The 25,492-nt window shown below is 35.7% G+C and carries 23 protein-coding genes; 6 read left to right on the top strand and 17 right to left on the bottom strand.

Annotated features, from left to right (window positions below):
* Positions 1-21: 21 nt before the first annotated feature.
* The 4 genes from ACQVV1_RS11995 to ACQVV1_RS11980 all read right to left on the bottom strand — a co-directional run bounded on the left by ACQVV1_RS11995 (position 22) and on the right by ACQVV1_RS11980 (position 3,981).
* Positions 22-711 (bottom strand): FadR/GntR family transcriptional regulator, encoded by a 690-nt coding sequence (locus ACQVV1_RS11995; RefSeq protein WP_257148953.1) that lies wholly within the window; start codon positions 709-711, stop codon positions 22-24.
* Between the two features lie 227 nt (positions 712-938).
* A complete protein-coding gene (locus ACQVV1_RS11990; RefSeq protein ID WP_431168909.1) occupies positions 939-2,339 on the bottom strand; it encodes a sensor histidine kinase in 1,401 nt (466 codons plus the stop codon).
* Positions 2,340-2,342: 3 nt separating this feature from the next.
* The gene (locus ACQVV1_RS11985; RefSeq protein ID WP_140968928.1) at positions 2,343-3,014 is read right to left on the bottom strand and encodes a response regulator transcription factor; all 672 of its coding nucleotides are present in this window, start codon (positions 3,012-3,014) and stop codon (positions 2,343-2,345) included.
* Positions 3,007-3,981, bottom strand: a complete 975-nt coding sequence (locus ACQVV1_RS11980) for a YncE family protein (protein WP_242251042.1) — start codon at positions 3,979-3,981, stop codon at positions 3,007-3,009. The genes ACQVV1_RS11985 and ACQVV1_RS11980 overlap by 8 nt, the downstream gene beginning before the upstream one ends.
* Before the next feature lie 136 nt (positions 3,982-4,117).
* Between ACQVV1_RS11980 and ACQVV1_RS11975 the strand changes: the two genes are divergently transcribed.
* From ACQVV1_RS11975 to ACQVV1_RS11960, 4 genes are all read left to right on the top strand, one after another.
* Positions 4,118-5,233, top strand: a complete 1,116-nt coding sequence (locus ACQVV1_RS11975) for a CdaR family transcriptional regulator (protein ID WP_242251041.1) — start codon at positions 4,118-4,120, stop codon at positions 5,231-5,233.
* A gap of 117 nt (positions 5,234-5,350) precedes the next feature.
* Complete coding sequence (glcD, locus tag ACQVV1_RS11970; RefSeq protein ID WP_242251040.1) at positions 5,351-6,763, top strand: glycolate oxidase subunit GlcD; 1,413 nt, start codon at positions 5,351-5,353, stop codon at positions 6,761-6,763.
* The gene (locus ACQVV1_RS11965) at positions 6,760-8,088 is read left to right on the top strand and encodes a (Fe-S)-binding protein (RefSeq protein WP_431168908.1); all 1,329 of its coding nucleotides are present in this window, start codon (positions 6,760-6,762) and stop codon (positions 8,086-8,088) included. Before glcD ends, ACQVV1_RS11965 begins: the two co-directional genes overlap by 4 nt.
* Before the next feature lie 465 nt (positions 8,089-8,553).
* On the top strand, positions 8,554-9,387 hold the full coding sequence (locus ACQVV1_RS11960) for a CAP domain-containing protein (protein WP_336448117.1): 834 nt from the start codon (positions 8,554-8,556) through the stop codon (positions 9,385-9,387).
* A gap of 40 nt (positions 9,388-9,427) precedes the next feature.
* Here ACQVV1_RS11960 and ACQVV1_RS11955 read toward each other — a convergent pair whose 3' ends face one another.
* The 11 genes from ACQVV1_RS11955 to inhA1 form a co-directional block, all read right to left on the bottom strand.
* Positions 9,428-10,033, bottom strand: a complete 606-nt coding sequence (locus tag ACQVV1_RS11955) for a DUF1648 domain-containing protein (protein WP_060630033.1) — start codon at positions 10,031-10,033, stop codon at positions 9,428-9,430.
* Positions 10,034-10,124: 91 nt separating this feature from the next.
* Positions 10,125-11,048: an RluA family pseudouridine synthase gene (locus tag ACQVV1_RS11950; protein WP_309259864.1), complete on the bottom strand. Its 924-nt coding sequence runs from the start codon at positions 11,046-11,048 to the stop codon at positions 10,125-10,127.
* Positions 11,049-11,147: 99 nt separating this feature from the next.
* Complete coding sequence (locus ACQVV1_RS11945; RefSeq protein WP_060630031.1) at positions 11,148-11,564, bottom strand: hypothetical protein; 417 nt, start codon at positions 11,562-11,564, stop codon at positions 11,148-11,150.
* A gap of 100 nt (positions 11,565-11,664) precedes the next feature.
* The gene (locus tag ACQVV1_RS11940) at positions 11,665-13,857 is read right to left on the bottom strand and encodes an MMPL family transporter (RefSeq protein ID WP_309259863.1); all 2,193 of its coding nucleotides are present in this window, start codon (positions 13,855-13,857) and stop codon (positions 11,665-11,667) included.
* A gap of 110 nt (positions 13,858-13,967) precedes the next feature.
* Entirely contained in the window at positions 13,968-14,585 is a 618-nt protein-coding gene (locus tag ACQVV1_RS11935) for a phosphatase PAP2 family protein (RefSeq protein ID WP_080468707.1), read from the bottom strand.
* A gap of 86 nt (positions 14,586-14,671) precedes the next feature.
* On the bottom strand, positions 14,672-15,721 hold the full coding sequence (potD, locus tag ACQVV1_RS11930) for a spermidine/putrescine ABC transporter substrate-binding protein PotD (RefSeq protein WP_242251028.1): 1,050 nt from the start codon (positions 15,719-15,721) through the stop codon (positions 14,672-14,674).
* A 38-nt stretch (positions 15,722-15,759) separates the two neighbouring features.
* Positions 15,760-16,560 (bottom strand): spermidine/putrescine ABC transporter permease PotC, encoded by an 801-nt coding sequence (gene potC / locus ACQVV1_RS11925; RefSeq protein WP_000714199.1) that lies wholly within the window; start codon positions 16,558-16,560, stop codon positions 15,760-15,762.
* Positions 16,561-16,566: 6 nt separating this feature from the next.
* On the bottom strand, positions 16,567-17,415 hold the full coding sequence (gene potB / locus ACQVV1_RS11920; protein WP_000715496.1) for a spermidine/putrescine ABC transporter permease PotB: 849 nt from the start codon (positions 17,413-17,415) through the stop codon (positions 16,567-16,569).
* Complete coding sequence (gene potA / locus ACQVV1_RS11915; RefSeq protein WP_242251027.1) at positions 17,412-18,395, bottom strand: spermidine/putrescine ABC transporter ATP-binding protein PotA; 984 nt, start codon at positions 18,393-18,395, stop codon at positions 17,412-17,414. Before potA ends, potB begins: the two co-directional genes overlap by 4 nt.
* Positions 18,396-18,633: 238 nt before the next feature.
* Positions 18,634-20,001 (bottom strand): aldehyde dehydrogenase, encoded by a 1,368-nt coding sequence (locus ACQVV1_RS11910; RefSeq protein ID WP_242251026.1) that lies wholly within the window; start codon positions 19,999-20,001, stop codon positions 18,634-18,636.
* Positions 20,002-20,173: 172 nt separating this feature from the next.
* On the bottom strand, positions 20,174-22,561 hold the full coding sequence (gene inhA1 / locus ACQVV1_RS11905) for a M6 family metalloprotease immune inhibitor InhA1 (RefSeq protein ID WP_431168907.1): 2,388 nt from the start codon (positions 22,559-22,561) through the stop codon (positions 20,174-20,176).
* A gap of 343 nt (positions 22,562-22,904) precedes the next feature.
* Between inhA1 and ACQVV1_RS11900 the strand changes: the two genes are divergently transcribed.
* Together ACQVV1_RS11900 and ACQVV1_RS11895 are read left to right on the top strand one after the other, a co-directional pair.
* Positions 22,905-23,039, top strand: a complete 135-nt coding sequence (locus tag ACQVV1_RS11900) for an anti-repressor SinI family protein (RefSeq protein ID WP_060630024.1) — start codon at positions 22,905-22,907, stop codon at positions 23,037-23,039.
* Positions 23,040-23,118: 79 nt separating this feature from the next.
* A complete protein-coding gene (locus ACQVV1_RS11895) occupies positions 23,119-23,442 on the top strand; it encodes a helix-turn-helix domain-containing protein (RefSeq protein WP_000578882.1) in 324 nt (107 codons plus the stop codon).
* Between the two features lie 75 nt (positions 23,443-23,517).
* Here ACQVV1_RS11895 and calY read toward each other — a convergent pair whose 3' ends face one another.
* Both calY and ACQVV1_RS11885 read right to left on the bottom strand, forming a co-directional pair.
* Complete coding sequence (calY, locus tag ACQVV1_RS11890) at positions 23,518-24,111, bottom strand: biofilm matrix protein CalY (RefSeq protein ID WP_063224540.1); 594 nt, start codon at positions 24,109-24,111, stop codon at positions 23,518-23,520.
* 400 nt (positions 24,112-24,511) lie between these two features.
* Positions 24,512-25,282: a DUF4047 domain-containing protein gene (locus ACQVV1_RS11885; RefSeq protein WP_309259861.1), complete on the bottom strand. Its 771-nt coding sequence runs from the start codon at positions 25,280-25,282 to the stop codon at positions 24,512-24,514.
* Between the last annotated feature and the right edge of the window lie 210 nt (positions 25,283-25,492).

Raw genomic sequence — 25,492 nt, 5'->3', positions numbered from 1 at the left:
TTAGATTTTCAAAAGATTAAATTACGAATTTATATCGTTTCTACCTGTGACAATATGTTCTACATTTGTTAAATGATCTAACATTGCTTGCTGCGCTAATTCTACATCTTGCTTTAACACTGCATCATATATAACTTGATGCTCTTCTATAAGTCGTTCTGATGTTGTTTGTTCACCATATAAAATAATGCGTCTTGATTCACCAATTGTTTCAGCAATCATCTCTGAAACATGATTCATGAGTTCAAGCAAAATGTTATTATGCGAAGACTCTGCAATTCCCATATGGAACTGAAAATCTGCTTTTTCACCAGCTTTTTCATCTCCAATGCTCTTTGCCATTTCATCTAACCAATGCTTCATATTTTGCAAATTAGATTCCGTACGTTTTGCCGCAGCTGCTCGAACTGCCCCCACTTCAAGCACCTTTCGTACTTCTAATAAATTCAAAATATCTTCTTTCTTCATTAATAATCTATTGTTTAATGATTTTGTTAATGAAGAAGAATCGAAATTCTTCACATATGTACCTTCTCCTTGTTTCATCTCAATTAAGCCCATCGCTCTTAGCGCACTTAGCGCTTCACGAACAGCAGATCTGCCAACTTGAAACTGCTCAGCTAATTGATGTACAGGAAGTAGTTTGTCACCAGGTTTTAACGTACCATTTTTAATCATTGTTAAAATAGCTTCAGATACTTCTTCGTAAATCTTTTTCGGTTTAATAGATTTGTACTCCAGTTAAATCACCTCAGTATCTTCCAAACAACAATTGAAACGATTTATAAGAACTTTGCATCATAACTATTTTAGAACGAATTGGTAAGAAGTACAAATGTTTTGTTCATAAAATCGTCAAAATTTCGATATTTATTACATATTAATTTATATCTTTACGTATAACTATTGTCTTCAATATAAAGAGCATGCTCTAAAAATTAGAACATGCTCTCCTCATCCTGTATTTTTAATTTAATACTAACCGTCGTTCCATTCCCTTTTTCACTTTCAATTCGCCACTGTCCATCATGTATATGAACAATTTGTCTTACAATTGCCAGGCCTAAACCTGTTCCACCATGTTGACGACTTCTTGCTTTATCAACTCGGTAAAAACGTTCGCCAAGGTTTTCTAAATGCTCTGTGTCAATACCGATTCCTGTATCTTTTATGTTCAGTTCACAGTAATCATCTATCTGCCTGAGCGTTATCATAATATCCCCGTCTTGATCTGTATACCGTATCGCATTATCTAACACGTTATGAAGTACTTGTTGCATACGATCCTCATCAATCATCACAATGATTTCTGGATTTAAATTTGTTGAAATACGAATTTTCTTTTCTATAAACTTAATCTCATACGTATCTAACACATCTTCAATCAGTTGTGAAAAAACGATAGGTTGTTTCTTTAACGGAAAATGTTCACCTTCTAATTGTGCTAAATCTAATAAATCATGAACGAGACGCTGCATGCGATCTGCTTCTTTATGAATGAGCTGTGTTACTTTTTCCTGCTGCGGTCCCTTCGCTACACCATCTAAAATAGCCTCGCTATATCCTTTTATATAACTAAGCGGTGTTCTTAGTTCATGCGAAACGTTAGCTAAAAACTCTTTACGCTTTACGTCTTCTGTCTCTAAAGAATTGGCCATTTTATTAAATGCTTTTCCTAATCGTCCAATTTCATCTTCGGAAGAAACTGTAATTCGTTCTGAGAAATCTCCCGTAGCCAAATGATTGGCAACTCGTTCCATTTGCGAAAGTGGTCTCGTAATAGCAATAATAATTTTTCTACCAATCCATATTGTCAGTAAAGTAATAGCAAGTGCTAACGGTGCTAAAATAAGGCCCATATCATATATTAAGTCTTTTATACTTTTTAAAGGAATATAAGAATATACAATGCCCACTAATTTCTTATTTTCTAAAACAGGGATGACAACACCCATAATATTACGATCAAAATGTTCCTCATATCCTATCTTTGTTACAGTTTTTCCATCTAATAAAGATTGCCTGTCCCCTTCACTTATAAGAGAATGATGATGCACATCAAAAGGTAAACATGCGCTTAAATCACGCGGATTAGATACGAAAAGAACGTCTGAACTAGATATTTGATCAAATGCTCTTACTTTCTCTTCGAAAGTTGATATTCCTTCGCGCTTATCATATTGCGCAGCAAGACGCTTCCCTTCCATTACTAATGAATCTTTTAAATTATCAACGTATAATTTTTCATACGAATATAAAGATACAAAATAAAGAAAGGAAACTGTTACAAATACTGCACATACTACTGTCAGCCAAAGCTTCTGTACCATCGTAAACATAGGTTACACCTCAAATTTATAGCCTACACCCCAAACAGTTTGAATGTAGTTTCCACTTTCCCCAAGCTTCAAACGCATCGTTTTCACGTGCGTATCTACTGTCCTTGTACTTCCGGCATAATCATATCCCCATACCTTTTCCAGCAATTGTTCCCGGCTAAATACTTGTCCCGTATGTTGGCAAAGAAAATAGAGTAAATCAAACTCTTTTACTGTAAGAGAAATCGGTTCACCATCAGCCTCAATCTTCCTACTTTTTTCATTAATAAGAATCGGTCCAAACTGAATCTCTTCTTGTTGCTCTTGCTTTGTATAACGTCTTAATACAGCTTCCATACGAGCGATTAGTTCACCAGGACTAAATGGCTTTACAATATAATCATCTGCTCCCATACGTAAGCCGTTCACCCTATTCCACTCTTCACCTTTTGCTGTTAAAAATATAATTGGTACATCTGACGTTTTTCTAATTTCTTTACAAACTGAAAGTCCATCCATCTCTGGCATCATAATATCTAGTACAACGAAATCATAATGATCCGTCTCTAATTTTTTTAGAGCCTCTTTTCCATTTTCAGCTTCTCCCCACTCGTATCCGAAATTATCTAAGTACATTCCAACAAGCTGCCTCATATCACTTTCATCATCTACAACTAATACCCTATATTTATTCATTGTCCTTCCCTTCCCTCTCTATGAGTTGAAACGGCCCTTTTCCTACTTTAATTGTTTGTTTTATTTTCAAATTCTTCATATCCATGACGCACACTTCATCACTATCATAGCTTGCTACGTACCCTTCTGCTCCGCTCTTCAAAAATGCAAATGGGTTCGATCCTACTTCTGCAGAAGCCACCTCTTTATACGTGCTAACATCAAACTTTCTAAGCGTATTCGAACCGTGACTTAATGCATATACATACTTATTATCCTTGGTTATATTCACAGGCATAAACGGAGCATGTAAAGAACGCACCATTTCTCCGCTTTGTAAAGAATACACTAATACTTTCTCATTGACTTGATTTCCATCACCATGTCCGCCAATCCATATTTCTTTCCCATCCGGACTAATTGTTGCTCCCGTTGACGCTGGGGGAATCATAAAGGATTGTATCACTTCTTTTTTCTTTGTATCAATTGTCGTTAGTTTCGTATCATAAAAGTTTAATACAGATAATTGGTTATGGTACTCTACCATCGTTATTGGTCCTTTTCCGGTTGACACACTCCCTGTCTCTTTCCCTTTTATCGTAAAGAACCTTACCTTTTGAGCAGTCTGATCGGCAGCAAATAATTGTTTTTTATCTTCAGATACGATTACATTTACAATACCTTTTCCAGTTTTATATTTTTTCACTTGTCTTCCTTCTGCTAGTGAATATACATACATGTACTCTAACTGCTTACCATATACAAGTATATCCTCGCCGTTTGGAAGTAGTGCAATTCCTGCCATCGGTTCATTAAGTTCCCATGTCGTAATTAACCTTTTAGTTTGTTTATCAACAAAACTAATACTACCTTCTTTTATATTCGTTGTTATAATAACACTTTTATCTTTAGCAATCGGTGTATATGAACTTCCTTGACACCCTACTAATAGAAATAAAAAACAGAGAAGAAAAACGTACTTTCTCAAAAGATTCCCTCCATCTTCGGATGATTTCGTTATAATTGTAAAATAACAAATAAATGTGTGGAAAGTGTGAAATTTCCCTTTCTTACTTCATTTACATATATAATGTACAACAAATAGAATTTGAGGTGTGCAAATTATGCTTTTTCCTGATTTAGCGAATAAAATTGTACGAGAAGTACGCAGACTAATTAAAGAAAATATCATTATCATTAATATACAAGGCGTTATTATCGCAAGTACAGATATAGAAAGAATCGGTCAATTTCATGAAGGTGCACTCCGCTGTGCGAAACAAAAGAAAACTGTCATTATTACAAAAGAAGATGAACAACGTTTGCATGGCGTAAAGGCGGGTATGAACCTCCCTTTACTATTCCATGACGAAGTAATTGGTGTCATTGGAATTACAGGCGAACCTGAAAACATTTCACAATACGGCGAAATATTACGTAAGATGACCGAACTACTCATTCATGAGAACTACTTTTTAGAACAACTAGAACTTGAACACCGTTCTTATGAAGCATTTGTCTTTGATTGGCTTCAAAATACAGACTGGTCTCCAAGCTTTCTCGATCGCGCAAAAACACTTGGTATTGATTTATATAAGAAGAAACAACTTATTTTGTTCTCTATCGATCAAAATGACACGATGCTTCAGCGTAAGATTTGGCAACACGTACGCAATCTATTAACAAAGGAGCATCTATTTGTTCGCTGGGGAAATGATCGATTCATTTTATTTACAGCCACAAACTCCAAAGAGCAAACGTATCAATTTTTAAAACGATTAAAACAAGACTGTGAAACTTTGTTTTCTATTCCTTTATATATCGGGATTGGACAATCCGTTACGCCAAGCAATATGAACTTATCATACGAACAAGCATTACAAGCTCTTTCCGTATCACTTGAAACGAAAAAGATTGTATTTAATGAAGATTTACGTTTAGAAATGTGCTTACAAGATATTTCTGCTGAAACGCGGGAACAGTTTCTAAGACGCACCATCGAAAACTTACTATCATCTTCTGAGCTTATGCACACTTTACGCTTATTTATCGATTATAACCAATCCTATAAACAAACAGCTGAACAATTACATATACACATTAACACATTGCATTACAGGCTTAAAAAGATTGATGAGCTTACAGGACTTGACCCGAAAGAATTCAAAGACTTAAACATTTTATACTTTTCGCTCCTTTTATTAGATAATCAAACAAAAAATAACGATAAAACAGATTAATCTTTAGATGATTATACATAGAAAGAATCCCTCGACTTTTTTATCATTATAATGAAAGCACTGTGACAACGTTTTTTATTATGACTAATTACGTTAACAGTTTGAGGGGGATTTCCAATGTTAGAAAAGCAAATTATTCATTCATTCGTATCCATTGTTGGCGAAGATAATGTAGATACATCCAATATGGGGCGTTTAACGTATAGTTATGATGCCACTCCAAACTTCCAAGCAATGCCTGACGCAGTCATTGCTCCTCGTAATACAAATGAAGTAGCTGACGTGTTAAAAGTATGTAACACTCACAACATTCCTGTATATGTTCGTGGTTCTGGAACAAATCTTTGCGCAGGAACATGTCCACTTGAAGGCGGTATCGTCCTTATTTTCCGTCATATGAATAACATTTTAGAAATTGATGAAGAGAATTTAACAATTACTGTACAAGCTGGTGTTATTACGCTTGATATTATTAAAGCGGTAGAAGAAAAAGGTTTATTTTATCCACCAGATCCAAGCTCGATGAAAATTTCTACAATCGGCGGTAACATTAATGAAAACTCAGGTGGATTACGCGGATTAAAATATGGCGTAACACGTGATTATGTGATGGGTCTTGAACTTGTCTTACCAAACGGCGATATTATTCGTACTGGTGGTAAATTAGCAAAAGATGTAGCTGGTTACGATTTAACTCGTTTATTTATCGGTTCTGAAGGAACGCTTGGCGTCGTAACTGAAGCCATATTAAAACTTGTTCCTATGCCTGAAACGAAGAAAACGATGCTTGCACTATATGAAGATATTAACGAAGCTGCACGTGCTGTTTCTTCTATTATTGCAAATAAAATCATTCCAGCGACACTTGAGTTTTTAGATCAGCCGACAATTGAAGTAGTAGAAGAATTTGCACAAATCGGTTTACCAACTGATGTAAAAGCAATTTTATTAATTGAACAAGATGGTCCACCTGAAGTTGTCAATCGAGATATTGAAAAAATGGCTAACGTTTGCCGCTCTATGAACGCGGTCGATGTTCGCGTTGCAAAAGATGAAGCGGAAGCAGATGCACTTCGGACGGCTCGTCGTAGTGCACTATCAGCACTTGCAAGATTAAAGCCTACTACTATATTAGAAGATGCAACAGTACCACGCTCACAGATTGCTCCGATGGTTGAAGCTATTAATGCCATTGCCAAAAAATATAATATTCCTATTTGTACGTTTGGGCATGCTGGCGATGGCAACCTACACCCAACTTGTATGACAGATGCTCGCAACGATGAAGAAATGCACCGAGCTGAACAAGCTTTTGCTGAAATATTTGCGAAAGCAATCGAACTTGGTGGCACGATCACTGGTGAACATGGTGTTGGCGCGATGAAAGCTCCGTATTTAGAAATGAAATTAGGTAAGGAAGGTATTGCTGCTATGCAGGGAATTAAACAAGCCTTCGATCCAAATAACATTATGAATCCAGGAAAGATGTTCGCGAAGGACACTCGCAAAAGAGTGGTGGTTGAACGATGACAACATTAAATAAAGAAAACATTCAAAAAGAATTTAAAGAACGATTAAGTGAAGACGAACTACTAAATTGTATGCGATGCGGTTTCTGTTTACCAACTTGCCCTACTTACATTCAATCTGGATATAAAGAATCACATTCACCACGAGGACGTATCGCATTAATGAAAGCGGTCGTTGACGGTTTAATTGAGCCAGATGAAGATGTTGAAAACACATTAAACGTTTGCCTTGGCTGTCGTGCTTGTGAACCTGTTTGTCCATCTGGTGTGAATTATGGCCATTTGTTAGAAGAAGCCCGTGATATTATTAATCAAAATAAAAAGTTCTCAATGCCAGTGAGAGCTGTTCGTAAAGTCGTGTTTGAAGGACTATTCCCGCATCAAAATCGAATGCGAACATTAACAGGATTAATTGGATTTTATCAGCGTTCTGGTTTACAAACGCTAACACATAAAACAGGGGTTATGAAGTTATTCCCTGAAACACTTGCAACGATAGATCTTGTTTTACCAAAAGTCCCTAAAATGAAAGCAATGAAAGATCGTCCTGAATTTTTACCTGCTAAAAGTACAAAGAAGAAACAAGTTGCATTCTTCACAGGTTGTTTAATGGATACGATGTTTTTAGAAACAAATAACGCAACGATGAAACTTCTTCAGTTAGCTGGTTGTGATATCGTTATTCCGAAAACACACAGTTGCTGCGGGGCATTACATGGGCATGCTGGTGAGAAAAGTGGAGCAAAAGAATTAGCGAAACGCAATATAAAAGCATTCGAAGATTTAAACATCGACTATATTATTACGAATGCTGGTGGTTGTGGAGCTTACCTCGTAGACTACGATTATCTTTTTAAAGATGATCCACAGTGGGCTGAACGTGCAAAGCAGTTTGTTTCTAAAATTAAAGATATTACTGCTATTCTAGTAGAACTAGATTTCCATAAACGAAACGACTTACGACTCACGCCGCAAATTATTACGTATCAAGACTCTTGTCACTTACGCAATGTTATGCGAACATCTTCTGAACCTCGTATGTTATTAGAATCAATCCAAGGCGCAACATACCGTGAAATGAAAGATGCGGACCGCTGCTGTGGTTCTGCTGGTATTTACAATATTGTTCATTCAGAGTTATCAATGGAATTTCTAGATTACAAAATGGACCGTGTGCATGAGACAGAGGCAGCAACCATCGTTACTGCAAATCCAGGTTGTTTATTACAAATGAAATTAGGTATTGAACGAGAGGGTCTTTCTCATAAAATGAGAGGAATTCACATTGTAGATTTATTATTAGAAGCAATTGAAACTAACTCGTAATAACTTGTAACATACGTAATAATAGGAAAACGGCTATCTCCTTCGTCTATGTAAAGAGATAGCCGCTTTTTTGTCTGCTACAACATTAAAAATATGTTACTTTATTATAAAAAAGAACAACAGAAACATTACAGTTTTGTAAAAATCAATCCAGTATATTCCTCAAAAAAACGCTCAAACCATTGATGCAATGGGATTCTTCATTTTCCATTTAGGAAACTTTATCCAAAAACCCCCTCTTAAAACTAGGTATTAAAGTGCTGAAAATTCCTTTTATACTCTATGTTTCTCTTATTTTTCCCCTTTTTCACCCTTAGGATAAATTAGGTAAATTTTAAGTCTATGAATTTTTTTCCATCTTTTTTCTCGCAAAATCTATGCTACGATGAATTTGTCAGTCAGACAGGCTGTCAAAAACAAATCGTGTGAAAACAAATTAAAACTTTATATAGGGGGACACACATCATGAAAAAGCGTGTTTTATTATCTGTAGCTGCTGCAACAGCTCTTACTTTAGGAGTATCTTCTTTAGATGCACAAGCTGCAACAGTACAACCATCTAATATTAAGGTTCAAAATATTCAGCATTCAAAAGTAATGATGAAACAAATGAGCCAACAAGAATTACAAGCATTCTTACAATCTATGGGCGTTGAGTCATTAGCACAATGGCAGCAAGGAAACTTCCAACCAAATTGCATTATTCCTGGTCAACAACCTACTGAAAATGTTGTAACTGAGCAACCAACAGCTAAGCCAGAAACTCAAAAGCCTGCTGAGGAAACTCAAAAACCTGCTGAACAAAAACCTGCTGAAGAAGTTCAAAAACCAGAAGCTCAAAAGCCTGCTGAAAACAACAATACTCAAAAACCTGCTGAACAAAAACCTGCTGAGCAAAAGCCTGCTGAAGAAGCAAAATCTTTAAGCGAGTTCGAACAACGTGTTGTTGAATTAACAAACGCTGAGCGTGCAAAACAAGGTTTACCAGCTTTAAAAATCGACACTGAATTAAGCAAAGTAGCACGCATTAAATCTGAAGATATGCAAAAAAATAACTACTTTGATCATAATAGCCCTACATACGGGTCTCCGTTTGACATGATGAAGAAGTTTGGTATTTCATATACATCTGCAGGTGAAAACATCGCTCAAGGCCAACGTACACCTGAAGAAGTAGTACAAGCTTGGATGAACAGTGCTGGACACCGTGCAAACATCTTAAATAATGGCTTCACTCACATCGGTGTTGGCTATGTAGAAAGCGGCAACTACTGGACACAACAATTTATTACGAAGTAAATAGATTAAAAGAGTCTTCCCATAATGAGAAGACTCTTTTTTACGTTTCATAACTTTCTATTATGTATGAGTATAAAGCATAGAACATAAACAAAATAGAACCACCACTTATTACGCTAAGTAACACATAAAATCCCCATTTCAAGTTCAAAAACAATGAAAACAATATACTACATGCCATCACTTGAAAAATCCGCCTACTCACTAAACGAATCTTTTTTAATTTGATTGGGTCTTTTTCTGTACTCTGAACTTTTTTAAACGCCTTACTCAGCATAAAAAGAAACATACTAATTCCAATTGTTAGTCCTGTTTGAAAGGATATCATGCTTCCAAAATTAATAAAGAGAATGAGCATATGGATAAACAACATAAATAAAGTAATCGTCTTTAGAAATCCACTTATAATGACATGCTCGTCTTCATTAAACTTATATATATTATGTGAAATAATATACATCAATCCATGTAAGAAAATAATAAGGCAAGGAATAAGTGCTATAACAATTTGTTTACTCACAAACTCGTTCGGCCGACCATTTTCATTCCAATGTACTGCCATCTGATTCGGTAAATATGGATAGAGACATAGAGTAACTAAAAGACAAGCGAAAAATATTCCTAGTATATATTTATATTTGATCAAGTGATTCTCACCTCTCTTTTCTCTTAACGGCTTCGCTTCTTTTAGAGAAAATCCTGCAAAAATCTACTTTTCTCAAATTTAAACTTACACTTTACGCATTCACCCTTTGAAATTCTTTCATGGTATTGTTTAATTTTGTAGGAAATGATACATCAACTTCAATTTCTTCTTTCGTAATTGGATGTAAGAAGTTTATCTTCATCGCATGTAACGCTTGCCCCGACATATATTTCGTTTGTCCACCATATAATACATCTCCAACTAACGGATTACCGTTATGGCTCATATGAACACGAATTTGATGTGTTCTACCTGTTTCTAATTGTAACGTGACGAGCGTAGCATTTTGGTTTTTAAAATACTTCTCTACTTTATAATATGTTATAGCTTGGTCTCCCTTTGGAGAAACACGTCGTCTCGTCGCATGATGGCGATCTCTTCCAATAGCTGCGTCAATTGTTCCTTGCTTCTTTTTTACTTTCCCTTCCACAAGCGCCGCATATGTTCTTTTAATTTTTCGTTCCATTAATAAACGATCCATAATTGCACCAGCAATTCTATGCTTAGCAAATAAGACACCACCTGTCGTATCTTTATCTAACCGATGAATATGACGAACCTTCGTCTCTAAACCTTGCATTTGATAATGAAAGGCAACAAGATTTGCAAGTGTTCCCGTTCCACCTTTTTCAGCAGGATGCGTATCCATGTTCTCAGGCTTATTTACAATGAGTACGTGATCATCTTCATATACTACATCTAATTCACCATATTCAGGCTCTACACCGTATTCTTCCCCCATAAACATATGAACTTGTAACTTATCGCCTTCTTTTAAAAGCTCATTCCATCTTCTCTGTTCCCCGTTAACGGTAACACCTTTTTCCATACGAAGCTGATGTAACAACTTTTTCGGTATTTCCCATTCTATTTTTAATAACGAATCAATACTTATACCATTCCATTTCGCTGGAACAGTAATTTCGCACCATTCGCCCTTTTTCTTCGTTTCCATACTGTATCACCTTATTTCTATTGATTCTCTCATTGTAACGGAAAACACAATTTGATGCACCGTCAAAAATAGTGGACAGCCTTATAGTAGACTGCCCCCTCATGCTCTACGCCTTTTCATTTCCTGCAATACTTCTTCCGCTTTTTGTTCATACGATAAATCTTTAAAGAAATCCGCCAATCTTTTATAGTCATTATACGTATCTAATAAGTCATCCATCTTTTCTACTTTCATCACTTGTTGTTTTTGTTTCATTTTTACTGGATAACGATAGCCCGATACTTCTTGTATTTTGTAATACTCATCCTCTACTTGAATGACCTTTACAAGTTCCTCTTCTTCCGCATCCATCGTATACCCATCAAAATCTCTAAGCAATTCATAAATGATATGAGTCCATTCATCTTTTGGATAAAATCCTTTTTCTAACCGATAACCGACAATGCGATACATATGCCCATCGTTTTCTGCAAACTGTACTGTATCATTTAACTTAAACTTAAAATAACGAAACATTGCCTTCACCTACTTATATGTAATGTTCTTATCACATACTATTTGCAAAATGTAGGTCTTGCTATTCATAAAAAATACTCATCTTATAGATGAGTATTTTTTATGATGATTTTTCTCTTTTCTTTCGAAATGGTAACCACCAGTTCCAGTCTCCAAACAATTTCATTAAACTTGGTACGAGCATAAGACGAATAATTGTTGCATCAAGGAATATCGCTAATGCAACACCAAGCCCCATTTGCCGTACTGGTAAAATATCAGTAAAGGCGAACGCACCGGTAACAACAATCATAATTAAAGCGGCGGACGTAATAATTCTACTTGTTGACACAAGTCCTTCTAACGTTGCTTGATCATTATCTCCTGTTTCTTCATACAGTTCATGAATACGCGAAATAAGAAAGACTTCATAATCCATGCTAAGCCCAAAGACGAGGCCAAAAATGAAGATTGGTAAGACAAATAAAACTGGACTCGCTTCTAAACCAAAATGACCACCTTCAAATAACCAAACAACAATTCCAATTGTTGCGCTTAAGCTAAGTATATTCATAATAATCGCCTTAATCGGAATGAGTATAGATCGAAATGCAAATAATAATATAACGAAGGTCGATCCAAATATAACAGACATACCAATCGCAACTTTATCTTTAATTTCATCTTCTAACTCTTGTTGGAACGTCGTCATTCCGCCTAGATAATACGTAACATTCGTTTCTTTATAGTTTTGTTTAAAATCACGAACCCACTGTTTAGCAGTTTCAGTACGCGGTTTCGTTTTCAAAAAGATTTCTATCGTAGTCTTATTCTCTTTCGTATATGCTTCAAATACAGGGGCTAGTTTTGCTGCTTCTGGCGACTCTAATAATCCAGCAACTTGATCTGCTTTCATACCAGTTAACCCGTCGTATAAACTTCTTACTTCATATACTTTCTTATCATCTTTTAACTTTTGAACGACTTCTTCTACCTTTTGTAAACTTTCTTTTTCTTTCATATCTTTTTTCGTCTCTACCACTAATGTAACATCAGCATGTGTTTTTGCAGTTTCATTAAATGCCTCTTCGTACTTCTCATATGCAATTCTTGTATCACTTTGTTTAGGTAGAGCTTCCACGTCAGGGAACTGCAAATTAGCTGTACGTAATGGTAATAAGCAAATAACAATAAATGTTGTAACAACAATAATCATCGCTATTGGATGTTTCATTACAAATTGCGCAAATTTACGCCATGCCTTTGCCGGCGTATGTGCTACTTGATTCTTTTTTAATATTCGTTTACCAATTAGTGATAATAACGCCGGAAGAAGTGTGAGTGAGAATAAAATACTCATAATCACAACAATCATTCCGCTAATTGCGACAGACTGAATATAATCAATCTTAAAGAAAAACAAGCCAGATAATCCAACAAATACACATAATCCTGAAAATACGATCGCGCGCCCTGCTGTCTGATATGTAATTGCAATCGCTTCTTTTACCGTTCGCTTTGCAACTTCCTCTCGAAAGCGATTTACAAATAATAGTGCAAAATCAATAGATAGCGCAAGTCCGATCATCGGTGCAACATTTAACACAAAGATAGATAGTTCCTTATCGCTACCTATAAAGTATAATATGCCCATCGTACTAATAACACTAAGTGCCCCATTTACAATTGGTAAAATTGATGCTAAAAGGCTACCAAATGAAAATAGTAATACGAGGAATGCAATCGGTAACCCAATCATCTCTGCTACTTTTAAATCATTTTGCGTTCTTTCATTAATCTCTTGATTAATTTTCGGAAACCCTGTAGGCGTTACTTTTAATGCTGCATTACTTTCCTTTTCGATTTTATCAGCAAATTGTAATGTCGTTTCCATTCGTTCCTTATTTGTTTTCCCGGAAAATAAAATTGTCGCATAGCCGATATCATCTTGTAACATTTCTTTATTTTGTATCGGGTGATGGAAAGATTCATATGTCTCTTTCTCTTGTACACTTTTTACAATTCCCTCTACTTGCTTTTGAAATTCCTCATGTGAAACACCCTTATTTTTTTCAAAAACCAGTAGCAGCGTATCTTGAGACCTCTTAAAATCTTTATCTAAAATTTCTTTCGTTTTTTGATAGTCCCCTTCCGTTTGAAAGCCATCGCCACCTAATACTCCCGGTAGCTTTGGAGCGAAAATACCGAGTGCTATCGCAACCAGTAGTAGTGCTACAATTACTGTATAACGAAACTGATACAAAAAAGCTCCTAACTTCCCCCACTTATCCACTTTATGTACATTTGTTTTCAAACATTTTCACCTACTTTACATAATTCAATTGTCATTTATACTGTATCACATCTTCATGCAAACAAAAAACGTCTAGAAGAACTATAATAATAGTTTTTCTAGACGTTTTTCTATCTCTCTTTATTAAGACCAAGCCTCTCAGTAAGTAAACGATGGCAATAAATCGCGATAATTAATAGAATACCACCTACGCAGTAACCTGCTAAAATATCAGTTGGATAATGTACATTTAAAATGACTCTACTTAATCCAATCGATACGATTACTATTCCCAACAAAATCGTTATAACATATTTCCCAGTCACATTCTTCAAATTTGCCGCAATAATATAAGCAAGAAACCCGAATGTCATAATAGATAACATTGCATGCCCACTAGGGAAACTATACCCAAGCGCATCAAATGCTTCATTTAACGACGGACGCTCCCTTTTCACAATTTCTTTTATCCCTTTATTCACAAGATGTGTTGTTAAAATGCCCATTGGATACACGATCATCGCAGCATAATAACGTTTTCTCCAAAAAACAAGTAAACTTATAACGAGCGTAGTTACAATCCCAATGGCAGACCCTAATTTTGTATAGTGTGAGAAAAATGTAAGCGAACCTTCTGTTTGTAATCCTTTTACTAATCCTCGGATATATGTATCCATCACTGTAACGCCACCAGCATGTACTCGCCAAGCAACAATGCCAAATACAGCAAGTAATAAACCGATACACATTCCCTCATATTGATGCAACTTCTTCAAACGATTTCCTCCTACTATGAAAAAATGCGATTTCTACTTTAGAAACCGCATCTCCTTACTTATTTACCTTTTGTTTTTAGCTCTGTCCAGTAACGATCATAGTCTTTTAACTTATCATCTACATCAACAAGCCATTCTGTACGATCTAATTCTTCTTTCGTTAAGAAAATCATATGGTTATCGCGATATTCTTTACTATGAAGAGGGTGAGCTTTTTCATTAGGATTACTGTATCCAATTGACTCGTAGTTTTTCACACTTACTTTTTCATCTAATAAGTAGTTCATAAACTTCTCTGCAAGCTCTTTGTTTTTCGCACCTTTTGGAATTGCTAACGTATCAGCCCAAATTGTGCCGCCTTCTTTTGGTACAACGTACTCTACATCTTTATTATCTTTTGCGATAAATGCTGCATCTCCAGACCAAACCGTTCCGATCCAAGCATCTTCTGTAATAAACTTTTGTTTAATATTATCTGTATCAAATGCTAATAAGTTTGGAAGTAGCTTCTGTAAATCAGTTGCTGCTGTCTTTAACTGCGCATCGTCTTTCGTGCTGTTTGAGAAGCCGTTTTTCTTAAGACCCATACCTAATACTTCACGAGAATCGTTTAATAAAGTTACATGCCCTTTATATTTCTCATTCCATAAGTCATTCCAGCTTGTAGGTGCTTCTTTCACATACTTTTTATTGTATGCAATACCAGTTACACCCCAAGTGTATACTAAAGAATATTTATTCTCTGGATCAAACGCAGGTGTTTTGAAATTAGAAACCATGTTTTCGATATTTGGGATATTCTTTTTATCTAACGGCGCTAATAAATCCATTTTTGCCATTGTTTTAACCATGTAATCAGACGGCTGAATTAAATCATACTTCGCGCCACCAGCTTGTAATTTCGCAAGCATTTCTTCATTACTTGCATACTTATCATAGTTAATTTTCACATTATATTTCTTTTCAAAATCTCTTAGCACTTGCTCATCAAAATTGTCAGCCCAGCTATAAATGTTTAACTCTTCTTTCTTTTCACCACAACCAGCAAGTACACCAGCTACAAGGCTAAAGCTAATTGCTGCGCCGGCTAATCTTTTCATTAATTTCATCGGTTTATTACCCCCTCGTACTTTCTATATCGTTCGTATTATAAAGGAAGGTGTCCTCCAGAGTTTTCTTCACCATCTGCACCTTTGTTACGGAAGATTTCAGATAGAACCATTAATCCTACGATAGCTACAATTAAAATTGTAGAAAGTGCATTAATTTCTGGTGATACTCCGCGCTTAACCATACTGTAAATGTATAATGGCAATGTTGTTGATCCTGGTCCTGATACGAAGAAACTAATTACAAAATCATCAATTGATAATGTGAATGTTAATAATGCGGCTGAAATAACTCCTGGTGCAATTGCTGGGAACGTTACATAACGAAACGTTTGCCACGGCGTTGCTCCTAGATCATTCGCAGCCTCTTCTAAATCACGTCCCATACCAGATAGACGTGCTGCTAAAATAACGACAACAAATGAAATACTAAATGTAATGTGTGCAATAATAATTGTTGTTTTGCCAAGTTCCATACCTAATTGACTAAATAAGATAAGTAAAGATAATCCCATTAAAATATCAGGAATTAAAATTGGTAAATACACAAGACCGTTAATAGCACCTTCATAACGATATTTATAACGATGCAATGCAATCGCGAAAATCACGCCAAGAACTGTCGTTACAATCGTTGTTACGATCGCGATCGTCATACTATTTACAAACGCATCAATAACATCTTGTTTTTGAAATAAATCTGTATACCAATGGAATGTAAAACCTTCCCATTCCGCGTTAATGCGAGAATCATTGAAGGAATATACCATTAAAACCATCATTGGAAAATACAAGAACAATAAAATTAACCAAGAATAAGAAACTAAAAACTTCTTCATCTTTGCCTATTCCCCTCCGTTCCCATCATATTTATATACTTTCGTTGCACGATAATATAAGTAAATTAACAGAACAGAGAATAGAACAACAATCATAGATAACGCAGATCCAAACGGCCAATCACGCGCTCCTAAGAATTGATTTTGAATTACGTTTCCGATTAACGCTACTTTCGATCCACCCATAACGTCTGATACAACAAACATTCCGATAGAAGAAACAAACACTAAAATAGAACCCGTAGCAATCCCTGACATCGTCATTGGTACTGTAACATTCCAAAATGCCTTTACTGGTGTTGCACCTAAATCATAAGCTGCTTCTAGCTTACGCTTATCAAGCTGCTCAATCGCTGCATACACTGGTAAAATCATAAATGGTAATAAAGAATATACCATTCCGAGTATTACAGAAGGTGTATTATATAGTAAATTTAAAGGTTCACTAATAATACCTAGTTTTAATAGCAATGTGTTTACAAGACCTTGTGAACGTAAAATAACAATCCATGCGTATGAACGAACAAGAAAGTTAATCCAAAACGGGATCGTTGCCAATAATAAAAGAATTGAACGGTATTTACGATCAACAATTGTAATTGTATAAGCAAATGGATAACCAATTACTAAACAGATTACTGTTGTAATAACTGCAATCTTAACAGTTTCCCATAACGTTCCCATGTATAGTGGATCAAACACACGAGCTATATTCTCTAACGTAAATTGCATTTCCACTGTTCCGTATGCTCCGCGCTGCATGAAGGCAAATGCCAATACAAACAGAAGGGGAATTAGGAAGAAGATTAACAGCCACGCGACTGTAGGTAGTGCGAGTAATTTCCCTTTTTTCAATTTAAGGTCACCTCGTCCTCTTGCTCCCAGCCTACGTATACATTATCTCCAATGTTCCACTGCGTTGCTTCTTCAGCAGTTTGATATGCCATTAGTAATTCTGATGTTTTCTCGTCACGTACATACAGCTTTTCCATATTTCCAACAAACTCAATGTCTTCAATATGTCCAAGATGGTATTCTTTTAAAATCGGCTCTTCAACCGAACGTACCTTTACGTTTTCAGGGCGAATTGCTACATAGCCTTCCCCGTTTTTCACAATATTATTTTCACCGATAAATGTTGCAACGAACATCGTTTTCGGCTTATTATAAATTTCTTTCGGCGTTCCGATTTGTTCAATATGTCCTTTATTCATAACAACAATACGATCACTCATGCTCATCGCTTCTTCTTGATCGTGCGTTACGTATATGAACGTAATTCCTAAATTACGTTGTAAGTTTTTCAATTCACGTTGCAAGTCTTTTCTTAACTTAAAGTCTAACGCCCCAAGTGGCTCATCTAGTAATAATACACGCGGGTTATTTACAATCGCTCTCGCAATTGCTACACGCTGCTGCTGTCCACCAGAAAGCTTCGCAGGTTTACGATTACGGAACTCAAGTAACTGCGTTAAACGCATTGCCTCTTCAGCACGCTCTTTCTGCTCTGCTGCCGGTACTTTCTGCATTTTCATACCGAAACAAATATTTTTCTCCACATTCATATGTGGGAATAGCGCATAATGTTGGAACACTAAATTCATATGGCGCTTGTACGGTGGCAAATCGTTAATCTTTTCATCATCTAATAAAAGATTCCCTTTAGTTGGAGTTTCAAAACCTGCGATCATACGAAGTAACGTCGTTTTCCCGCAACCACTCGGTCCTAAGATTGTTAAAAATTCTCCTTCTTTAATATCTAAAGAAAGAGGTGGGATAATCACTTGATTTCCAAAATGTTTTTCTACTGCTTCAACTTTAATAATCTTTTTCATTTTCCCGTCCTATCTACCTTAAATTTTAATTTTTATATTCATGAATAAATATTTATGTTCTATAGACTATTTTTTGTTTCGATCCAAACAAAAATGATTATTTAACAAGCGTTCGCTTCTATTCTTTATGTATTATGTTTGATTCATTTTCGCACGATACATAACGTCGAACAGAAAAACCCCTTCCATTGCGAAGGGGCTATTATCATACGGCTACGCCTACTGATAAACACCATCATCATTTTAACAACTTTCGTATGAATTTTAAAGCACTTTTTGTAGAAGAGTAACGAATTTTCATATCAAATGCCGTAGATTGGGCCAAAATGCTTTTATAATGTGAAAAAGTCCGAAAACTTTCTTCCCCATGATAACCCCCTAATCCACTACTACCGACGCCCCCAAAAGGTAAATATGGCGTTGCAAGATGATAGACAACATCATTAATACAACCTCCGCCATATGAAATATTACTCGTCACTTTCTTTTGTACTTCTTTATCTTCAGAAAATACATATAACGCTAACGGCTTTGGATGTTGCTGAATTGTGTCAATTACCTCTTCTATGTTGTCGTACTCTACAATTGGTAAAATCGGACCAAAAATTTCATCTTCCATAACCGCATCTTGCCATGTAATGTTCGTTACTACTGTCGGTTCAATATGTAATGTATCTTTCTTATAGTTCCCGCCAATTACGACTTGACCATCTTGTAAAAATCGACATAATCGTTCAAAATGACGATCACTCACAATTCGCACGTAATGATCATTATGCAGTGGCTCTTTGCCATACTGCTCCGCAATTTCGTGTCGTAATGCCTCGATTAACTGTTCTTTCACGGAAGCATGCACATACATATAATCCGGGGCTACACACGTTTGCCCTGCATTTAAAAACTTCCCCCACACAATTCGTCTTGCTGTTACATCTATTTTCGCATCTTTATGTACAATACATGGACTTTTTCCGCCAAGTTCTAACGTAAGCGGCGTCAACCGTTTCGCAGCTGCTTCCATCACAACTTTTCCAACACCAACACTACCTGTAAAGAAAATATAATCAAATGGTTCCTTTAACAATTCCGTACTCTCTTCTACACCGCCTTCTACTACCGCTACAAGCTCTTCTTGGAATAATTCCTCTAACATTCTCGTAAGCACTTTTGAAACATTTGGCGTTAACTCTGACGGCTTTAAAACAACTGTATTTCCAGCTGCCAACGCTCCTACAAGTGGTGCAATTGCTAATTGAAACGGATAGTTCCAAGGTGCAATAATAAGTGTCACACCGTACGGTTCGGGCACTACTTTCCCCTTTGATCCAAAATGGGTGAGTGCTGTTCGAACACGCTTCGGTTTACTCCATGATGAAATATGCTTCAATTGAAAGGAAATTTCTTTTAATACATACCCAACTTCCGTTGTAAACGACTCGTGAATTGACTTATTTAAATCTAATTTCAACGCCTGAAATATTTCTTCTTCAAAACGCTGAATGCCTTCATAAAGCTTCTTCAAATTATTCTTTCTCACTGCTACACTTCGCGTATGGCCATTATAAAAATATTCCTTTTGTTTATTTACAATAGAAGAAACGCTCATTCATTCACCTTCCCCCACTATTTTTATCCAATTCTTTCATTATTTATATAGACTTCATATTATAATAAATTTCTATTCGTAAAGTTACATTATATATAATTTCTTCTTTTATATAAAATTCATTGCTCACAAAAAAACTACCGAAAGAAAATCTCTCGGTAGTTTTACTGTATTAACGATATAAGCGAACAGCACCTGCAGAATTATCATCAGCTTGTCCTACTACTTCAAACTTTAGGCCAAGGTTCGGTAAAATACGTCCTGCATCTGGAATCTGTTGATTAATATACGTTTTCGAATCATCAAACTTCGGCACACCTGCTAAGCCATTATACGTATACGTTCCACGCGTTGGAGATACAACTTTCCATGCTGGCGTTTTATCAAATGAGAACGCCGCATCAGCGATTTGGAATCGTGTACTACTGTCAATTGTCGGTTTACCATTTAAAGTTCCTACAATTGCTTCTGGATGAGAGTCAACTACACCAAGGAAACCATGTCCTGGATGTAAACCAACCCAGTTATCTGTGTAAGCTGAGTCTGCATACCATACAACCATACCAGAGTTATATTCTGGACCGCGAGCAAATTTCAATGCGCTATCTGATCCAGTATGATTTCTCCACTCTACATAGTAGTTATGTTTTTTCTTCTCAGTTCCGTTAGAAACTGCGAAACCATCTAATTTAAATTGTGGTGTACCTTCTGCATCATCAGAGAATACTACTTTACCATCTACTGTTAATGAAGCATTATCAAGTAGGAAACCGTTTAATGCTAAACCACCATCTGTAATGTACTCAAATGTTAATTTTACTTTCTTACCTTTGAATTGGCTTAAATCATATGATTTATCAACCCATTTTCCATTTGTCGAATCTGCATTTCCACTATTTGCTTTCTCACCAAGTTTTTCAATTAGCGTTTTTTGCCCATCTTCTGTTACAGCATGTACTTCAATGAAATCATACTCTGCTTCGATTTCATATAACGATTTGAAATCAAATTTCGCATTCGTTGCATTCGTTAAATCGAACAGCGGTGTTTCTAACGTTGTATGAAGATTGTCACCTTTTGTGCTGTAGTAATACTGCTTACCAAATGCTGGAGCAATCGTTTTTATATCTTTATCAGGTAAGTTTACACGAATCATACCTGGACGGTTCGTTTTCGTAACACTTTGGTCTAAATATGTTGCTAGACCGATACCTTTATTTAATTTCTCGTAATCTACTTCTACGATATTCGCCCAGTTACCACCAATTGTTTTTTGGAAAAACTCTTTATTTTGTGGTGAGAAACTCGTTGGCGTTGTTCCTGCAATCTTACCAGCCCAGCTTCCGCCACTCATAACAGACCAAGCTTGAATTGGCTCACCATGACCAGTATAGTCTGTATCATACTCATCTGGAAGGCCTAAATCATGACCATATTCATGCGCGAATACACCAACTGCGCCATCTTCTGGCTCAATTGTGTAGTCGAATGCCGCTATCTTTCCGCCCCAATATGGAACTTTCGCTTGTGTACCTTCAATTGGGAATGGTTTTGGTCCAACTGTCCAGCGATGTGACCAAATTGCATCGTCACCTAATTTACCACCGCCCGCTTCTTGTCCAACACCTGCATGAATAATCATTAAGTGATCAATTAAACCGTCCGGTTGCTTTTGATTTCCATCACCATTTACATCGTATTGATCGAACTGATCAAACTCAGATAAATCAATACCGCTATCTACAGCTGCTTTTAATGCATCTTTTACTAAATCACGAGGTCCTTTTGGTCCTTTATTATCATGACCTGTAGCAGCATCCGCACCGTAATCAGCAGCTTTACCAGGAACTGTTAACCATTTTGTAACTGTTCCGTCTACTGTGTAACTACCACCAGATTGCTCTTCATAATATTGTTTAAACGTTTCGATTTTGCTTCCATCCTCTAACGCAAATGGCTCATCACCGAATAACATTTTTTCATAATGTTCTTTGTTAAAGTCTTCCGAATACATATAGCCAGGCTCTTTATCGATATTGTTATGTTTAAAGTCAGCGTACTCTACAAGTAAAACGAGTACTTTATCTTTACGAACATCACCGTTGTACGCTTTTTCCTTTGCTGGAGATGTTGGTACTTTACCATTTAGACCACCCCTAACTGGTCCTGTCGCTGCAGGTGTTCCTGTTGCAGGTTTGTCTAACTTTTCTTTCGTATCTGCTTTCGCATCTTTCACTTTCTTTAAAAAGTCCGATGCTTCTTTCGTAAGTGGGTCCCCATTTGTTACTTCTTTCCCCGGATTTTCACCCTTTTTGTTCTCTACGTATTTTTCGACAGCTTTCTTTGTTTCTTTCTCTGAAGCCTTCGAATCAATTACCCCACGTTTTTTTAGCGCATCCGCTAAACGTTCTTCCGGAATTAAATGATCATCAACTGGGCTCGTAGCTGTCTTATTCACAGGCGTTTCAGCATATGCAGATTGAGTACCAGCTCCGAACGAAAGACCTAATACAGCTGTCAAAGCGATTGAAGATAAAACTTTGAACGGTTTCTTGTTCATCCCTTATTTCCTCCCCTAATAAATAATATGTATTACAAATTGAATTTTATTAAAAATTCAATATTTTTTCAATATTTAGTCATATTATGTAATGTTTTTAATATATTTGTAAAAATTCCATAGTTAGCATACGAGTATATCACAATTCAACAATGTTTTCTGAAAATATTGAAAATATTTGTCAGAAACTTTATAATCGCCATAGAGGGAATTTAATGGGGATTTTATCTTTGTTTTATCTACAAAATATTTGATAATTCACTACATAAAAATACAAAATCCGATTGCATTATCACGTATTCTGTAGCAGCAGTTATGACCGATAATTAGGGAGGAATTACATTTGTACAAAGATAAGACTGACGCATTGGATCAAGAATGGATTGATTTAATACTTGAAGCTCTAGACGCTGGTATCGCTCTACAAGATATCGAACATTTTTTCCAACGTACGAAACCATCAAGCCAGGCTCAATAGGTTTGTTCTTTTTAGCGAAGTTTATGTTATAATAATGACATCATAAGACGACGACATATTGATAGAAAGGTGCGCAAATATGATTGGAGAACGTATAAAACGCCTGCGTTTACAAAAAGGTATTTCATTAACTGAACTTGCCGAAAAAGCCGGTGTTGCTAAATCTTACATTAGTTCTATAGAACGAAATTTACAAAAAAACCCTTCCATTCAGTTTCTTGAAAAGATCGCAGCAGTTCTACAAATTCCAGTTGACACTCTACTTCATGATGAAACAACAAAGGAAAATCACCTAGACTCCGAATGGACACAACTCGTTAAAGATGCGATGAGCTCCGGCGTCTCCAAAGAACAATTTCGTGAATTTCTTGAATTTACAAAATGGAAGCAAGATCAAAAATAATAAATAGAAAGAAGTGCTTACAATCGGCACTTCTTTTTTCTTTATAAAAAAAAGCGGGGGATACCCGCTTTTTTATTATTTTTCTTCTCCAGCTTCTTGGTTAGCATTGAATGTCCATTCTAAATTCAATGAATCACCTTGGAAGATATTTTGGTCTTTTCCATCATCTACAAATTCAAATTGTACCCATAAATAATCCTCTGTACCAGCTTCTAATCCACCCTTTTCTCCCCACTCAGGAGCAAAGATGTCTTTAGCTAAAAGATCTGGGTCAGTTTTTTGTAGGTCTGCTAAAGTTGTTTCATATACAGGCTCACTTTGTTTATCCCAGTTCCAAAGGAATTTCACTTTAACGTGCTTACCAAAGTCTTCACCAGCATTATCACCTTTTGCATCTTTTACAGTATACTTTGTCGCTAGTTTAACATCTTTAATTGTTAATGAACCGCTATTCTTTAATAAGAACTCTTTCTTAATAGAATCCCCTGGTTTTAAATCTTTAATATCTACAAGCGTTTTAGGGTCTAATGTAAGATCTAACGTCCCAGCTGCAAATGTATTGTTCGATACTTCTTTATCGCTAAAGTAAGCGAATGTTCCTCCACCAATTAAAGATAACCCCAATGCTGCTGATGCAACTCCCATACCTAATTTCTTTTTCAGACTCACAATCAATTCCCCCTAGCTGTTTTTTATATTTTTTATTGCTATCTCTTATTTAAAATAAGAGATATAACTAAAACTATATTAGCTTAGCTAATATTTGTTCTTTTTTAAAAACCTTATGTTCATTATAACGAACATACCTATATAAATACAACACATATTTATTAATATTTTCAGTTATTTTCATTTCTCAATATTATTTGGAAATTTCAGTTAATTATTGAAAAATAAAGAAAAATTTTGTTGATTTTTTGACCTATCTCCACTAATTAGTAAGCTTCGTCTATCTAACTACCTCTTATTGGCTAAATAAAATAAGCAGGACACGAAAAATAGGTGAGTGATAGTGCTCTCTCACCTATTTGTTTTATAATCTCTATCTGCTTTGAAATGTTACTATAATTTACTTGCTATCTTTATTTTTCTGTTCTTCTTGTTTTTTACTTTCTTCTAGCTTTTTCGCTTCTTCTTGTTTCTTCTTCTCTTCTAGTTTTTTCGCCTCTTCTTGTTTCTTCTCTTCTAGTTTTTTCGCTTCCTCTTGTTTCTTACTCTCTTCTAGTTTTTTCGCTTCCTCTTGTTTCTTCTTCTCTTCTAATTCCTTTTGTTTCTCAGCCTCACTCACTTGTTTTGCTGTTTCATCTACTAGTAACTTCTCAAAATCTTGAATTTTTTTATCAATCACTTGTAAATTAACTTCTTTATCAACATACTCACAGTTTTCTTTCACTTTATGGAAGCCAGCATTCACATACGAGAATACTTGCTTATTCGATGCAGTTGTATTTCCTTTTAACTCTTCTTGTACTTGATTATAAGGTTCTTCTATTGATTTATATACTTTTTGTAACGCTTCTCTCTCAGCAACTATTTTCTCACGCCCTTGCTTCCACGTAACAAGCGCCTGTTCTAACTCTTGAGTGGAGGTAGCAGTTTCTTTTAATTTCATCCCTTCATACTCATGCAAAATGACTTCCTTATGCTGCTTAGCTTGTTCTATTAATTGATCAACTGTTTTTGGAAAAATACTTGCTGTAGAAATAGTGGCCTCTACTTTCGTTTCATGAATGAAAGCTGCTTCTGTATAAGTCATCATTTGAGAGCCTAAATAAAAAGTAATAGAACACAAACATGGCAATATAAGCATCTTTTTGAATTTGCGAGGTGGCTTCAGCATTTTAATCTCTCCTATCGAACAACTTGTTCTTTATCAAGAACTATATCTTTATTATAATAAAGTGAATTACAAAATGATATAAAAATTATGTTTCTTTTTACATTTCACTTTTAACAGAAAAAGAGACTATCACTTTTGATATGATCCCCTTATAGTAGACAGGAAAAAGAAAGCACATTAACCTGTTTACTATGGAGGGGATTTTTCTGT

This window comes from Bacillus basilensis, assembly GCF_050630465.1.
In the GTDB taxonomy this organism is placed as follows: Bacteria; Bacillota; Bacilli; order Bacillales; family Bacillaceae_G; genus Bacillus_A; species Bacillus_A basilensis.
Note: the sequence above shows the minus strand (reverse complement) of the source record. Positions and strands in the feature narration are given on the sequence as shown.

Excerpts from the sequence above, each read along its gene's own strand:
- ACQVV1_RS11990 (WP_431168909.1), bottom strand. The coding sequence starts at position 2,339 with ATGTTTACGATGGTACAGAAGCTTTGGCTGACAGTAGTATGTGCAGTA.
- ACQVV1_RS11985 (WP_140968928.1), bottom strand. The coding sequence starts at position 3,014 with ATGAATAAATATAGGGTATTAGTTGTAGATGATGAAAGTGATATGAGG.
- ACQVV1_RS11975 (WP_242251041.1), top strand. The coding sequence starts at position 4,118 with ATGCTTTTTCCTGATTTAGCGAATAAAATTGTACGAGAAGTACGCAGA.
- glcD (WP_242251040.1), top strand. The coding sequence starts at position 5,351 with ATGTTAGAAAAGCAAATTATTCATTCATTCGTATCCATTGTTGGCGAA.
- ACQVV1_RS11965 (WP_431168908.1), top strand. The coding sequence starts at position 6,760 with ATGACAACATTAAATAAAGAAAACATTCAAAAAGAATTTAAAGAACGA.
- ACQVV1_RS11960 (WP_336448117.1), top strand. The coding sequence starts at position 8,554 with ATGAAAAAGCGTGTTTTATTATCTGTAGCTGCTGCAACAGCTCTTACT.
- ACQVV1_RS11950 (WP_309259864.1), bottom strand. The coding sequence starts at position 11,048 with ATGGAAACGAAGAAAAAGGGCGAATGGTGCGAAATTACTGTTCCAGCG.
- ACQVV1_RS11945 (WP_060630031.1), bottom strand. The coding sequence starts at position 11,564 with ATGTTTCGTTATTTTAAGTTTAAGTTAAATGATACAGTACAGTTTGCA.
- ACQVV1_RS11935 (WP_080468707.1), bottom strand. The coding sequence starts at position 14,585 with ATGTGTATCGGTTTATTACTTGCTGTATTTGGCATTGTTGCTTGGCGA.
- potD (WP_242251028.1), bottom strand. The coding sequence starts at position 15,721 with ATGAAATTAATGAAAAGATTAGCCGGCGCAGCAATTAGCTTTAGCCTT.
- potC (WP_000714199.1), bottom strand. The coding sequence starts at position 16,560 with ATGAAGAAGTTTTTAGTTTCTTATTCTTGGTTAATTTTATTGTTCTTG.
- potA (WP_242251027.1), bottom strand. The coding sequence starts at position 18,395 with ATGAAAAAGATTATTAAAGTTGAAGCAGTAGAAAAACATTTTGGAAAT.
- ACQVV1_RS11910 (WP_242251026.1), bottom strand. The coding sequence starts at position 20,001 with ATGAGCGTTTCTTCTATTGTAAATAAACAAAAGGAATATTTTTATAAT.
- inhA1 (WP_431168907.1), bottom strand. The coding sequence starts at position 22,561 with ATGAACAAGAAACCGTTCAAAGTTTTATCTTCAATCGCTTTGACAGCT.
- ACQVV1_RS11895 (WP_000578882.1), top strand. The coding sequence starts at position 23,119 with ATGATTGGAGAACGTATAAAACGCCTGCGTTTACAAAAAGGTATTTCA.
- ACQVV1_RS11885 (WP_309259861.1), bottom strand. The coding sequence starts at position 25,282 with ATGCTGAAGCCACCTCGCAAATTCAAAAAGATGCTTATATTGCCATGT.